General features: G+C 63.6%; 13 protein-coding genes and 1 pseudogene. 13 read left to right on the top strand and 1 reads right to left on the bottom strand.

Annotated elements, in window-relative coordinates; all coding sequences use genetic code 11:
- Positions 1 to 52: 52 nt before the first annotated feature.
- The 12 genes and pseudogenes from JF616_20055 to JF616_20110 all read left to right on the top strand — a co-directional run bounded on the left by JF616_20055 (position 53) and on the right by JF616_20110 (position 12427).
- A complete protein-coding gene (locus JF616_20055; GenBank protein ID MBW8890055.1) occupies positions 53 to 721 on the top strand; it encodes a cytochrome c3 family protein in 669 nt (222 codons plus the stop codon).
- Positions 718 to 3843: a TAT-variant-translocated molybdopterin oxidoreductase gene (locus tag JF616_20060; GenBank protein ID MBW8890056.1), complete on the top strand. Its 3126-nt coding sequence runs from the start codon at positions 718 to 720 to the stop codon at positions 3841 to 3843. The genes JF616_20055 and JF616_20060 overlap by 4 nt, the downstream gene beginning before the upstream one ends.
- A 40-nt stretch (positions 3844 to 3883) precedes the next feature.
- On the top strand, positions 3884 to 5275 hold the full coding sequence (nrfD, locus tag JF616_20065; GenBank protein MBW8890057.1) for a polysulfide reductase NrfD: 1392 nt from the start codon (positions 3884 to 3886) through the stop codon (positions 5273 to 5275).
- Between the two features lie 41 nt (positions 5276 to 5316).
- Entirely contained in the window at positions 5317 to 5850 is a 534-nt protein-coding gene (locus JF616_20070) for a DUF3341 domain-containing protein (GenBank protein ID MBW8890058.1), read from the top strand.
- An 88-nt stretch (positions 5851 to 5938) separates the two neighbouring features.
- Positions 5939 to 6412 carry a cytochrome c gene (locus JF616_20075; GenBank protein ID MBW8890059.1) on the top strand — a complete coding sequence of 158 codons (474 nt, stop codon included), beginning with the start codon at positions 5939 to 5941 and terminating at the stop codon, positions 6410 to 6412.
- The gene (locus JF616_20080; protein ID MBW8890060.1) at positions 6409 to 7554 is read left to right on the top strand and encodes a hypothetical protein; all 1146 of its coding nucleotides are present in this window, start codon (positions 6409 to 6411) and stop codon (positions 7552 to 7554) included. Before JF616_20075 ends, JF616_20080 begins: the two co-directional genes overlap by 4 nt.
- Positions 7541 to 8035, top strand: coding sequence for a hypothetical protein (locus JF616_20085; GenBank protein ID MBW8890061.1), 495 nt, complete (start codon positions 7541 to 7543; stop codon positions 8033 to 8035). Before JF616_20080 ends, JF616_20085 begins: the two co-directional genes overlap by 14 nt.
- Positions 8032 to 8910: an SCO family protein gene (locus JF616_20090; protein MBW8890062.1), complete on the top strand. Its 879-nt coding sequence runs from the start codon at positions 8032 to 8034 to the stop codon at positions 8908 to 8910. Before JF616_20085 ends, JF616_20090 begins: the two co-directional genes overlap by 4 nt.
- Positions 8903 to 9868 carry a cytochrome c oxidase subunit II gene (coxB, locus tag JF616_20095; protein MBW8890063.1) on the top strand — a complete coding sequence of 322 codons (966 nt, stop codon included), beginning with the start codon at positions 8903 to 8905 and terminating at the stop codon, positions 9866 to 9868. Before JF616_20090 ends, coxB begins: the two co-directional genes overlap by 8 nt.
- A pseudogene (locus tag JF616_20100) lies at positions 9865 to 11419 on the top strand (cbb3-type cytochrome c oxidase subunit I). Before coxB ends, JF616_20100 begins: the two are co-directional and overlap by 4 nt.
- Positions 11394 to 12068, top strand: a complete 675-nt coding sequence (locus tag JF616_20105) for a cytochrome c oxidase subunit 3 (protein ID MBW8890064.1) — start codon at positions 11394 to 11396, stop codon at positions 12066 to 12068. The pseudogene JF616_20100 and the gene JF616_20105 overlap by 26 nt, the downstream one beginning before the upstream one ends.
- Before the next feature lie 20 nt (positions 12069 to 12088).
- Complete coding sequence (locus tag JF616_20110) at positions 12089 to 12427, top strand: hypothetical protein (protein ID MBW8890065.1); 339 nt, start codon at positions 12089 to 12091, stop codon at positions 12425 to 12427.
- A 26-nt stretch (positions 12428 to 12453) separates the two neighbouring features.
- Here JF616_20110 and JF616_20115 read toward each other — a convergent pair whose 3' ends face one another.
- A complete protein-coding gene (locus tag JF616_20115; protein MBW8890066.1) occupies positions 12454 to 12792 on the bottom strand; it encodes a hypothetical protein in 339 nt (112 codons plus the stop codon).
- Positions 12793 to 13223: 431 nt separating this feature from the next.
- Between JF616_20115 and JF616_20120 the strand changes: the two genes are divergently transcribed.
- On the top strand, positions 13224 to 13978 hold a 755-nt coding region (locus tag JF616_20120; GenBank protein MBW8890067.1), incomplete at its 3' end, for a hypothetical protein.

Here is a 13978-nt window from a genome sequence, read left to right on the forward strand (position 1 = left end):
TTGAGGCCGGCGGAATGGATTGTTTGGAAAGGCCGTTGGAGATGCTTGCACCATGGCCCAATTATTCCCCCCCGCGGCCAATTCCGTCCTGAAATGGATCCTGCTCGGCGTGCCCCTCGGCGCGCTCGGCCTCGCGACCGCGAGAATCCTATGGGTGCGTACCCCTTGGGTGACCGGCGAGGGCAGGATGGCGGAGCAACCCCTGCAATTCAGCCATGCGCATCACGTGGGCGGATACGGCATCGATTGCCGCTATTGCCATGCCTCGGTGGAACGATCGGGCTTCGCGGATATCCCTCCCACGGAAACCTGCATGAGCTGCCACTCCCAGGTTTGGACGGGAGCCGGGATGTTACGACCCGTACGCGCCAGCTTCGCATCCGGCCGGCCCCTGCGTTGGAATCGCGTGAATCAACTCCCGGATTTCACCTACTTCAACCATGGCATCCACATCGCCAAAGGCGTGGCTTGCGCGGAATGCCATGGCCGCGTGGATCGCATGCCGTTGATGGCGCAGGCGCGCGATCTGCAAATGTCCTTCTGCCTCGATTGCCATCGCGATCCGGCCCGGCGCCTTCGGCCGCCCGAAGGCGTTTTCGCCATGGACTGGCGGCCCCAACGGACGGATCCCGATTCGTCCCGGCGCATGGGAATGGAACTGATGCGCTTCTACCACGTACGCGCCGCCGGTCTGACCGATTGCGTAAGGTGCCATCGATGAATGCGGCACCGGGAAATGCCGGAGACAATGCGGATGGGCCGCTGCCGGGCTCGGCGCGCAGGGAAGGATATTTCCCGCGCGGGAAAGAACCTTGGACCTCACTGGAAGAATTCGCAAAGACGCCGGGCATTGACGATGCGATGCATGCGGAGTATCCGCCCCCGGCCGGCGCCGCGGATGGATGGAGCCGCCGCAGTTTCCTGCGTCTGATGGGCGCCTCGCTGGCCTTGGCCGGGGTAACGGGTTGCGGTCGAGGGGTGGGCCTGCCGAAGGGCCGATCGCGTTTGCTCCCGTACGTGCGCGCCCCGGAAGGCTTGGTGCCCGGTCGTCCGCGTTATTATGCCACCACCCTCTTGGCGGCCGGGGACATCGTCGGGGTATTGGGCGAGACCCATATGGGCAGGCCCACCAAGTTGGAAGGCAATCCCGATCATCCCGCTTCCCTGGGGGCCACGGATTTGTTCGCCCAGGCGGCGGTGCTGGATGTCTATGATCCCGCGCGATCGCGTACGGCTCTCGAACATGGGTTGCCGCGCGAATCGCTGGCCTTCCGCGACTTCCTGCTGGAACGCCGCGCGGCCCTGCTGCCGCGGAAGGGCGAGGGCCTTCGCTTGCTGACCGGTGAAATCCATTCCCCCTCCCTGCTAAGCCAAATCACCGCCCTGTTGGCCGAAATGCCCGCGGCCCGATGGCACGTTTTCGATCCGGTCGGAACCGCGAATTCGCGACGCGGGGCGGAACTCGCTTTCGGGCGTCCCCTCCGCGCCGTACCGCATTTGGATCAGGCCGACGTGGTGGTTTGCATGGGAGCGGATCCCTTCGGTTGGGGACCGGAACGGGCGCGAATGATGCATGATTGGGCGGCACGTCGCGCATTACGGGAAATCCCCTCGGGGGGTAAGGGCATGAGCCGATGGTACGCGGCCGAAAGCCATCCTTCCCCCTCCGGAAACGCGGCGGATCATCGCTTGCAGGCGGCGCCTTCGCGCCTGCCGTTCCTGTTGCGCTGCCTCTCCGCCGGGATAGGCACTGGGGGAGCCGAGCAGGCTGGTATCGTCCCGGACGCAGGAAATGCCCCGCAGGCGGCCGGCTTCCCGGAGGCTGGCCTTTCCCGGGAAGAGCGGGCCTGGATCGAGGCCGCCGCATCCGACCTACGCTCGGCGGGGGGCCGCGGACTAGTGCTCGTAGGCGAATCCCTGCCCCCGGAATCCCACCTGCAGGCCCATTTCCTCAACGGCCGCCTGGGTAACTCAGGCAATACCCTAACCTATGTGGAACCTATGGAGGGCGAATCCGGATCCGGGGATCTCGCATCGCTGGCCGCGGATATGCAAGCGGGCAAGGTGGACACCTTGATCATCATGGACGCGAATCCCGCCTACGCCGCGCCGCCGGAAACGGGTTGGAGCGAGGCGGTGGCCAAGGTCCCCCACTCCGCCTGCGTATCGTACTACTTGGATGAGACGTCGGCCGGTTGCGCATGGCATGCCCCGATGGCCCATGGATTGGAATCGTGGGGCGATGCGCGTGCCTGGGACGGTACGCTTTCCTTGCAGCAACCCTTGATCGAACCTTTGGCGCCGGCCTGGACTCCGGCGACGGTGGTCGCGGCCCTGCGCGGCGATGCCAATCCGGATGCCCAGGCATTGGTGCGGGAGTATTGGCAATCTCGCCTGGGAGCGGATTTCGAAACTCGATGGCGGGAAACCTTGCGAAAGGGCGTGTTACCGCAGGATACATCGGCGGCCGCCGCTCCGACAGCGGCCGTTATGCCGGGGCCAGTCGCGGCGGCGGAAGGGAACGCGCAAGACGCATCGGGACTGGAAATCGAATTCCGTCCCGACCCTACCCTTTGGGATGGCCGATACGCCTTCAACCCTTGGCTCCAGGAAACCCCCAAACCCTTCACCAATGTCTCCTGGGGCAACGCCGCCTACCTCTCGCCGGCAACGGCCAAAGCCCTGGGCCTAGCTTCGCGGGACGAAGTCGAGCTTCGTTTCCGCGACCGATCGGTATTGGCTCCCGTCTGGATCTTACCCGGTCAATGCGACGGCGTGGCCACCGTGCACTTGGGGCACGGGCGCGCGTGGCCAGGACCGCGCCAATGGCTGGAAGGCACTGGCTCCTTGCCCGCCCCGGAGGACGATAAGCGGGAGGCCTTCGGCTTCAATGCCTACTCCCTGCGTTCGGGGGACGCCCTCTGGTACGGCAAAGGCCTGGAGATCCGCAAGACCGGAAGGATCCTGCGGGTGGCCTGCCGTCAGGGGCAGGATGGCCTGGAGGGACGGCCCATCGTGCGCGCGGCGGATCTTTCCCGGCTGCGCGAGGATCCGGGATTCTGCGACGAGCCGGAACGGGAATCCCTCTATCCTCTGAGGCCCTACGCCGGACACGCCTGGGGGATGACCATCGACATGTCCCTCTGCACAGGATGTTCGGCTTGCGTGGTGGCCTGCCGAGCGGAGAACAACGTCCCCGTGGTGGGAAAGGAAGGCGTCCTGCGCCACCGGGACATGGCCTGGCTGCGCATCGATCGCTATTTCATCGGTCCCTCGGACAAGCCGGCGGCCTATTTCCAGCCCATGCTCTGCCAGCATTGCGAACAGGCGCCTTGCGAAGTGGTCTGCCCCGTGGAAGCCACCGTGCATGACGGCGAAGGGCTCAACCAGATGATCTACAACCGCTGCATCGGCACGCGGTACTGCTCGAACAATTGCCCGTACAAGGTGCGGCGCTTCAACTTCTTCGATTACGCGCGCGCCCAGGACAAGGCGGCCGCGCCCCAACGTAACCCGGACGTTACGGTGCGCGGGCGGGGCGTGATGGAAAAATGCACCTTCTGCGTGCAGCGCATCGCCCAGGCCCGCATCGCATCGGAAAAGGAAAGCCGGCCCATCCGCGACGGGGAGGCGATGACGGCGTGCATGCAGGCCTGCCCCACGGGTGCCATCGTTTTCGGCGACCTCAACGACGGTTCTTCGCGGGTCGCGATCTTGCGCAAGGTCCCCTGGAAATTCGCCGTGCTCGGGGAATTGAATGCCCGTCCGCGCATTCGCTATCTGGCCAAGATTTGGAACCAGCACCCCGCTTTGCCGGCGGACACCGCGAAGTCCATGGTATGAAAGTAACGGTGTGAAGAGCCCTGGGATGGAAAGCCACGGTATGCAAGGCCATGAGAGGAAAGGCCCGGTAATGGAAACCTCCGCTTCCCCGGCCCCGGTAGTCTTGGGACAACCGACCTATGCGGAGATCGGGGAGCAAATCGGTTCCATCCCCTTAACGCGGCGCCTGCTGCCCGGCTGGGTCCTGGCCTTCCTAGCGGCCTCCGTCCTTTTCATGGGCCTCATGTCGGCGGTGGGCTGGCTGCTGGCCCGGGGCGTGGGCATCTGGGGCATCGACATCCCCGTAGCTTGGGGCTTCGCCATCGTCAACTTCGTCTGGTGGATCGGCATCGGTCATGCGGGCACTTTCATCTCGGCCATCCTCCTATTGCTCCGCCAGCCCTGGCGTACCTCCATCAACCGGCTCTCGGAAACCATGACCTTGTTCGCCGTGAGTTGCGCCGGCCTTTTTCCTTTGCTTCATCTGGGCCGGCCCTGGCTCTTCTATTACATGCTCCCCTACCCCAACACCATGACGCTCTGGCCGCAGTTCCGCAGCGCGCTGGTATGGGACATATTCGCCGTTCTCACCTACCTGACCATCTCCATCCTGTTCTGGTATACGGGCATGCTGCCGGATCTGGCTTCCATGCGGGACCATGCGCGCAATCCGCTGGTGAAACGCATCTATGCCGTCCTGTGCCTGGGCTGGCGCGGGTCGGCCCTGCATTGGCATCGCTGGGAAAGCGGTTACATCCTCATGGCCGGGCTTTCCACGCCCCTGGTGGTCTCCGTGCACAGCACGGTCAGCGCCGACTTCGCCACCGCCATCGTTCCCGGATGGCATTCCACCATCTTCCCGCCCTTCTTCGTGGCCGGCGCCATCTATTCCGGCTTCGCCATGGTGCTGACCTTGCTCATCCCCATCCGCGCCTATTATCGCCTCCATTCCCTCATCACGGAACGGCATCTGGAGGCCATGGCCAAGATGCTGCTGGTGACGGGGTGGATCGTCATCTTCGGATACGTGGCGGAAAATTTCATCGCCTGGTACAGCGGCGATCCTTTCGAGATGTCCATCTTCTTCAAGCGCGCCACCGGATGGTACCGCGTATCCTTCGCGTTCATGATTTTCTGCAATGTGATCTCGGTGCAATCCCTATGGTCCGGATCCTTGCGGCGCAACGTCCTTTTCCTATGGGCCTTATCGCTCGTCATCAACGTGGGCATGTGGTTCGAGCGCTTCGTGATCGTGGTAACGAGCCTTTCCCAAGACTACCTCCCGTCTTCTTGGGCCCCCTATAAGCCGACGTTCTGGGATCTGCTCACATTCGCGGGCACCTTCGGCCTGTTCCTGGGAGGCATGGCCCTGTTCCTGCGCGTACTCCCCGCGATTTCCATGTCCGAAATGCGCGAACTCCTTGACCGGCAGGAGAGGGGGGAAACGGCATGACCGCGGGGCGCGGGCCGGGATATGGGCCGGATGGGCGGGGCCTGGAGCCCGATCTGTATGGAGTCATGGCGGCCTTCGATTCGCCCGAAGCCATCGCCGCCGCCGCCCGGCGCGCGCGCGCGGAAGGCTATTCCTCTCTGGACGCCTTCACGCCATTTCCGGTAGCCGAACTCAAGGAGGCCTTGGGCCATCGCGATCGCAAGGTGCAGGGGACCATGCTGATGGGCGGAATCGCCGGCGGCCTTATCGGACTGGCCCTGCAAACCTATGCCACCGTCCTCCATTATCCCCTCAATGTCGGGGGCCGTCCCGATTTCAGCTGGCCGGCCTATATCATCATCATCTTCGAACTGACGGTGCTGACCTCGGGGCTGTCCGGCCTGATCGCCATCCTCGCCTTCAATGGCTTGCCCAGGCCCCATCATCCCCTGTTCGCCGTACCCGGTTTCGAACGCGCCACGCGCGATCGTTTCTTCCTCCTGATCGAATCGCGCGATCCTCGCTTCGGGGCCGGCACCGCCCGATCCTTCCTATGGGAACTCGGGCCCGCGGAGGTGATCGATGTCGCGGCATAGCATCAATATTCGCTTGCTGGCGGCCTCGGGACCCAAGGCGTTCTATCTCCTCGCGGGCTTATGCCTGGCGGCCTGCTCCAACCACGAGATGCATCAACAAGTACGGTTCGATCCCCTGGAGCCCGCGCCCGCTTGGCCCGACAGCCAATCGGCCCTGAGCCCGCCCATAGGCGCGGTTCCGCGCGATAGCGAGGCCGTGGTCGCGGATACCTCCCGCTTCCCTGGCCCACCGGACCGGCAATTGCTCGAGCGCGGGCGCGAGCGCTATGTCATCTATTGCGCCCCCTGCCATGGAGCCTACGGCGACGGGGACGGGATGATTACGCGGCATGGCTTCCCCCATCCCCCTTCCTATCATGAGGCGCGGCTCCTGGCCGCCGCCCCGGGCCACTTCTATCGCGTCATCACCGACGGGTTCGGCATGATGTATTCCTATGGCTATCGCGTGCCGCCGCCGGACCGCTGGGCAATCATCGCTTATATACGCGCCTTGCAACTCAGCCGGCGGGCCACCCTCGGGGACGCTCCGGACGCGGAACGCCGGCGCTTGGAGGCGCTATGATGCGGACCGCGCGCGACGGCGCCTATGCGGCCTTGGCCCTCGGCCTGCTGGGTACCCTGGCCTGCGCGGCGGGGCTTTTTTTCGACTCCGCCCAGGCCCTGCGCTCCTGGCTTTTCGCCTTCATCTTCTGGCTGGAACCGGCCCTCGGATGCCTGGGCTTCCTGATGCTGCATAACCTGGTGGGAGGATCGTGGGGAAAGAAAGTACGGCCCTACTTGGGGGCGGGCGCCTTGACCTTGCCCTGGCTGGCCCTGATCTTCGTGCCCCTCGCTTTCGGCCTGCGCCACGTCTATCCCTGGGCCGCCCCCGATGCGATGGAAGATCCCCTTTTGCGGCATAAGCTTCCTTATCTGAACCTGCCTTTCTTCCTCATCCGCGCGGTCTTGTATTTCGTGATCTGGGGAGGGCTGGCTTGGCGGCTGGCCGGGCGGGCTTCCCGGACAGCGGAGCGCACGCTAGGAGACTCGAAGGCATCGGCCCGCGCCAATGCCTGGTCCGGGCCCGGCGTGGTTTTGCTCGCCTTCGCGGGCCAGTTCGCGTCCTATGACTGGACCATGTCCCTGGAGCCGCATTGGTATTCCACCATGTACGGATTCCTGTTCCTGGCCCAGGCCGCGCCCGCCACCTTGGCGCTATTGCTCTTGACGGCCGTCTTCGCGCGCAGGCGGGACGCGGCCGCGCCCGATCTCGATCCCGCCGGATTCCGCGATCTCGGTTCCCTATTACTAGCCTTCTTGGTGATCTGGATCTACGCATCCTTCTTCCAATACATGCTGATCTGGTTCGGCGATCTTCCCCATGAAATCTCCTGGTTCGTGAACCGCAATGCGGGGGCTTGGAGCTGGATCGCGCGCGCCTTCGTCGTCTTCTACTTCGCGGTCCCGTTCTTCTTGCTCCTGTTCCGCTCCAACCGCAGCAGCCCCAGGCGCCTGGCCTGGCTGGGCGGATGGCTGCTCTTCGCCCATTTGGCCTACATGTTCTGGTTCATCACCCCATCCTACCGGAAATCGGGATTCGGCATCAGCTGGCTGGATGCGGCGGCGTGGATCGCCGTAGGCGGATGGTGGCTGGGCGCGTATCTCTGGGGCCTGGCAGGCGTGCCGCATGCCGCCGTGGCGGAAAGTCCACATGACACCCACTGATTCAGGCCCGTCGCAGCCTTCGTTGGAAGCCCAACGGGAGGTGAAGGACATGGGCCATTTCTGGGTGGCGGTTTTCGGAGGCGTTCTATTCCTGGGCCTGATCACCTTGCTCGCGTTCCTGTGGGGATTGCAGCCCGTACTCGGTCGTCCTTCCGATCCGCCGGCCCTGCATCCCAACGCCATCGCGCATGCCGGCGACAGCGCCACGGTAATGCGATTCAGCTCCCGCGCGCCCGGATTGTTCCCGGACCCTCCCGGCGATTTGCGCCGCTTCGGCGCGACCCAGGCGGCCCGGGCCCCGGCCTACGGCTGGGTGGATCGGCAATCGGGCATCATCAGCATTCCCGTGGACCAGGCGATGGATCGCATCGTCTCGGAGGGCTGGCCGAATTGGGTTTTCCCCGGGGTGACGGGAGGGGCGGCGGCGCAACCGGTTACACCGGCGGAAGCGGAAGCCGCGGCGAAAGGAAACGCGCGATGAGGAGAAGATCCCTTTATTCGGCCATGCTGATTCTCACCGTCGCATCCGTTAGCGGTTCGGCGGAAAGTGGTGCTTCAGGAAACATCACTTCGGGAAAAATTGATCCCAGCCCCTACTCCCAAATCGGCTTGGATCAGAAGTTGGGCGCCCGGGTGGATCTCTCCTTGCCTTTTCGCGACGAAGCGGGGATTCCCATCAACCTCGCCCACGTCGCGTCCGGTAAACCAATTCTATTGGTTCTCTCATATTACCGCTGCCCCATGCTCTGCACCTACGTGCTGACCGGGCTCGCCCAGGGGCTGGACGGCATTTCCCTTCAGCCCGGACGCGATTACCGTGTGGCCGCCGTGAGCATCGATCCGCGTGAAGGCCCCTCCCTGGCGACCGCCAAGAAGAAGACCTATATGGCCCGCGTGGGGCGCGATGCGGGCGCGGCCGAGGGCTGGCGCTTCCTCACGGGCGAGCAGTCCTCCATAGCGGCCCTGGCTGCCTCGGTCGGATTCCGTTATGCCTATGATAAAGCCGCCGGGGAATACGCCCATCCCGCCGCCGTCATCGTCCTGACCCCGGAGGGGCGGGTGTCCCGGTATTTCCCGGGGGTGGAATTCCCGCCCCGGGACCTTCGGCTTGGCCTGGTCGAGGCCTCGCAGGGCAAGCTCGGGAGCATTTCCGATCGGGTGTTCCTCGCCTGTTACCGTTACAACCCGGTTACCGGCAAATACGCCCCCTACCTCAACGGAAGCCTGCGCGCCCTTGGGGCTTTCCTCGTGCTCTCGCTGATCCTTTCCGCCGTAGCGCTGGAACGGAAAGGCCGCAAACGCGCGCGCGCTTTGGCCCGTCAGGCGGAAACGCAAAAGACATCGGCCCATGCGTAATACCTTCTTCTCCCTCCCCCAGGCTTCGGCCATCGCCGGCAAGGTGGATGGCCTGTTCCTGTTCCTGATCGGCCTCACGGGCCTGATCCTATTGGGAATTTCGTCGGCCATCGTCTTCCTGTCCTGGCGCTACCACAAGTCGCGCGAACCCGATCGCAGCGCGCCCCCGCCCAGCCATCTTCTCCTGGAGGCCGCTTGGACCGGCATTCCCCTCGCGGTCTGCGCCGTCATCTTCATTTGGGGCACCAAGCTTTACCTCGACATGCATCCTTTGCGCGGGAAGGCGCGGGATGTCTACGTGGTCGGCATGCAATGGATGTGGAAGGTCCAGCATCCCCAAGGCCCGCGCGAGATCAATTCCCTGCACGTGCCGGTCGGGGAGCGCATCCGCCTGGTGCTGACGTCCGAGGACGTCATCCACAGCTTCTACGTGCCCGCCTTCCGCATCAAGCAGGACGCCGTCCCGGGCATGTACACCTCCCTGGACTTCCAGGCGGTGCGCCCGGGAACTTACCATCTTTTCTGCGCCGAATATTGCGGAAGCCCCCATCATTCCATGGGCGGGGAGGTTGTCGTGATGGAACCGGCCGCCTTCGAGCATTGGCTGGCCACTGGAGGCGACCGGGGGCCGGGCGCCAGCGAAACCCTGGCCCAACGAGGCGCAGCAATCTTCCGAGCGCAAGGCTGCTCCGGCTGCCATGGCGTCTCCCCCACCGTCCGCGCGCCCGCGCTAGAGGGACTCTACGGCCGCAGCGTGCCTCTGCAAGAAGGAGGCCTAGTCCTCGCCGACGAAGCCTACCTCAGGGAATCGATCTATTTCCCGCAACGCAAAATCGCCGCCGGATACGCGCCGGTGATGCCCTCCTTCCAGGGCCGCATCAATGAAGAAGACATGCTGGCCCTGATCGCCTATTTGCGTTCCCTCGGGGATGCGCGGAAAAACGGAGAGATACAATGACCACCGCCACCGCGACGCTTGCGTCAGCCTCCCCTCCCCGCGTGCATTACCTAAACTCCGGCCATAGCCTGCGCTCCTGGCTCTTTTCCACCGATCATAAACGCATCGCCATCCTCTACCTGATCGTCCTGACCGCATTCTTCTTCCTGGGCGGCATCGCCGCCTTGCTCATGCGCCTGGAACTCATGACCCCCAAGGGCGATCTGGTCTCGGAGGAAACCTACGCCCGACTCTTCTCCATCCACGGCATCATCATGATCTGGTTCTTCCTGGTGCCCGTCATCCCTTCAGTGCTGGGCAATTTCCTGGTGCCGCTGATGGTGGGCGCGCGCGACATGGCCTTCCCGCGCCTCAACCTGGCCAGTTGGTACGTGTTCTCCTTCGGCGGCGTTTTCGGGATCGCCATGATCTTCGCGGGGGGCGTGGATACGGGCTGGACCTTCTATGCGCCCTACAGCAGCATCTATTCCAATTCCGCCGTGGGCCTGGCCGTGGCCGGCATCTTCATCACCGGCCTGGGATCCATGATGACCGCTATCAACATCATTGCCACCATCCATTCCATGCGCGCCCCCGGCCTCACCTGGTTCCGGCTGCCGCTCTTCCTCTGGTCCATGTACGCCACCAGCGTCATCATCATCCTCGCCACGCCGGTCCTGGCCGTAACCTTGACCTTGCTGGTCCTGGAACGCGTCTTCGGGGTCGGCTTCTTCAATCCCACCCTCGGCGGCGATCCCTTGCTTTTCCAACATATGTTCTGGTTCTACTCGCACCCCGCCGTCTACATCATGATCCTGCCAGGCATGGGGGTGATGAGCGAGTTGATGCCATGCTTCGCGCGCCGTCGCATCTTCGGCTACACCTTCGTAGCCTTCTCCAGCCTGGCCATCGCCCTCTTCGGCTTTCTGGTCTGGGGCCATCATATGTTCGTCAGCGGCCAATCGCCTTACGGCAGCATGGTCTTCTCGGCCCTATCCTACCTGGTCGCCATCCCCTCCGCCATCAAGGTTTTCAACTGGACCGCCACCCTCTACAAGGGCCGCATCAGCCTGGACACGCCCATGCTCTACGCCTTGGGCTTCATCGGACTCTTCACCTTGGGCGGCATGACGGGCCTGTTCCTGGCGGCCCTCGGCATCGACGTACACGTAACCGATACCTATTTCGTAGTAGCCCATTTCCACTACATCATGGTCGGCGGCATGGTCATGATGTACCTGGGCGGCATCCACTTCTGGTGGCCTAAGATATCCGGGCGCATGTATCCAGAGGCCATGGGACGGTTCTCCGCAATAACCACCTTTATTGGTTTTAATCTCACCTTCTTCCCCCAGTTCGTGCTCGGGTACTTAGGCATGCCGCGCCGCTACTACGCCTACGCCCCCGAGTTCCAGGCCCTCAACGTCATGTCCACCCTGGGCGCCGGCGTGCTGGGCATCGGATACGTGTTCCCCTTGATCTACCTGGGCTGGAGCCTCTGCGCCCCACAATTTCGAAACCGTGCCCATCGTGACGGAGGAAGCCTATGCCTACCCGCCCGACGGCCTTTGAACCCCTGATCCCGCGCGGAGTGGGACGGGACCATCAATTCGAAACCGAGGAGCAGGAACGCAGCGCGGTGCGCATCGGCATGTGGGTTTTCCTGGCCTCCGAAGCCATGTTCTTCGGAGCCGCCATCGGCGCGTACGTCATCTACCGGTTACTCTATCCCGAAGCCTACATGGCCGCCGCCGAGCGCTTGGATCGGGTCCTGGGAACGACCAACACCGCCATCCTCCTCATCACGAGCGGCCTGATGACCTTATCGAATCGATTGTACGTAGCCGGAAGGCGCATAGGGACTTCGGCTTGCCTGGTCGTAGCGGCAGTATTAGGATGCGCCTTCCTGGTCATCAAGGGCAAGGAGTACATGCATGAAGCCGCGGAAGGATTGATCCCCTTCGCGAATTGGACCTTCACCTTCGCCGGCCCCGATCCCGATCGCGCCCGCCTCTTCTTCACCCAGTATTTCTTCCTGACCGGCCTGCATGCCCTGCATTTGGCCATCGGAGTGGTGCTCGCCCTTTTCCTGGCCGTCCGCTGCGCCGCCCGGCCCGCCTGGAGGCCCACCCCGGCGGCCTTGGAGTTGGGCACCCTCTACTGGCATTTCGTCGACGGCGTCTGGATCTTCCTCTTCCCGTTATTATACCTGTCGCATTGATCTCCTCGGAGGAAAGCGAAATGGTAAAACCGGATCTGCGACACCTAGCCAAGCCCGTCCTAGCCGTCCTGGGCATGCTCGTCCTGATGTCCCTCAACGTGGCCGTCTCGTGGGCCTGCCGCGGACATGCCTGGAGCGTCTTCGCCGTGCTGCCGTTGGCGATAGGCCAGGCGGCCCTATTGCTTTTCGCCTTGATGGAACTACGCACGCAAGGATCGGTACCCCGAGTGTATCTGGGGCTGGCCATCATCCTGCTGGCGGTAGCGGCCCTGAGCTTCACCGATTACATGACCCGCAGAAGCGCCCTCGAAGACGATTCGCCGCCGACTCCCGGCGATGAATCGGAGCCATCCCCTTAGGCATTTCGCCTCAAGCCGCTTATGCGCTATCGCTCCGCGCCGCCTTTTTGCAAGCGCCCCGAAGGAGGCGGGCGTGGCGACGCTGGCCGCAAGGTATCCTCCTGGGCCATGCGGATGGATCGATCGAGGCTGTCCAACGAATCCTGCGCCCGGGCCCGCGCGACCTCCCAGGCGGTCGGATCCGTGGTATCCGCATACCCGAGCAAATCGAAAGCGAACTGGGTATGGTCCCGTCGCGTATGCGCCTGTCGCAACAGCCGCGAGTAGACGGTATCTTCCCCACCCCGGCTCAGCGCATTCCGCTCCAGGCTGTCCAGCTTGCGCGCGCTACGCGCATATCGATCGATTAATGCCTTATGCCGCACATTCCTATCCGGCGAAGAAGCGCCCGGATGGGTAATGGCGGGGATACCGGAATGGTCCGCTGTCGGCTTCGGACTGGACGGAGCGGAGGCAATTCCCATAAAGCTCAAAGCCGCGGTGAATAGGGCAGCGGTCTTCGCATTCATCTTCTTCATGCGTCCGCCTCAGGGTTATGAATCCCTATTAGAGAAAATACCTGCGTGGGGTTACGGGCGCAATCCACGGCGATTTTGCCAACTTGGCGTGCCGGATAGTCCAACGGCCAATGCCAGGCCCAAGGCGATTTTAATCTCCCGTTTTAATGTCCCGTCTTCATGCCCACACCAAGGCCTTCCGCGATGTCGGGGCATTGTCCGTTCCGTTCCGGTTACCTATTTTCCTGGCGCCGTATGCTCAACGCAATCCGCTCCGTTCATCGTTCCGGGCACCCTGCATGACCCCGGATCGCGCTATAGCCAATCGCGCTTTCCGCGCCTTCCCCGCTTCCCTCCTGGCGGCAGGCATTGCCCTGGCCCTCAGCGCGTTATGCTGGGGAGGAGCGCGCCTACGCTTCCACGATCGACGCCCCCTGGTCTTCCTGCTGGGCGACTCCAACATCGGCAATTACCGATTGGACAAAGGCCAGCGCCTGGAAGACGACCTGCAAAGGATGGAGCCCGACGCGCGCGTGGAGAACTGGGCCGAACCCGGCGCCACGCCGCTGGACTTCTATCTACAATACTGCCGCGGCGTCCTGCTGGCCGGCCGCCCCAAGAAGGTGGTGATCGCGCTGGATCCTTCCAAGTTCCTTTGGATCTACTGCCCGCATCATCTCGACGAAGGCGGCACCAACCTGCGCTGGCTGCCCTTTACCCGCGGCGGCATGGCCCTATGGGCGCGGCTTTCCCCGCACGAGCGCAACATGGCCGTGGTGGAGATGGCCGGCCTCCCATTCTTCGCGCTCGCCGACGCGGTCCGCGGACTCTGGATGGAATGGGTCCAATTCCCCTGGGAGCGTAAGCGCATGCTGACTGCAGGTGCAGAGCGCCGTAAGCGCATCGAAGCCAAATCGGCTTCCCGGGCCGAGAAAGAGAAACAAGAGAGCATGCCCGATGATCAGGGCCTCGCCGCTCTTCCCCTCGCGCAGGACGCCGCCTTTCTGCTTGCGACCTTGCGCGCGGACAGGGTGGAGACTCGTGTTATGCTGAT

The sequence above is a fragment of the Fibrobacterota bacterium genome (genome assembly GCA_019509785.1).
In the GTDB taxonomy this organism is placed as follows: domain Bacteria; phylum Fibrobacterota; class Fibrobacteria; order UBA11236; family UBA11236; genus Chersky-265.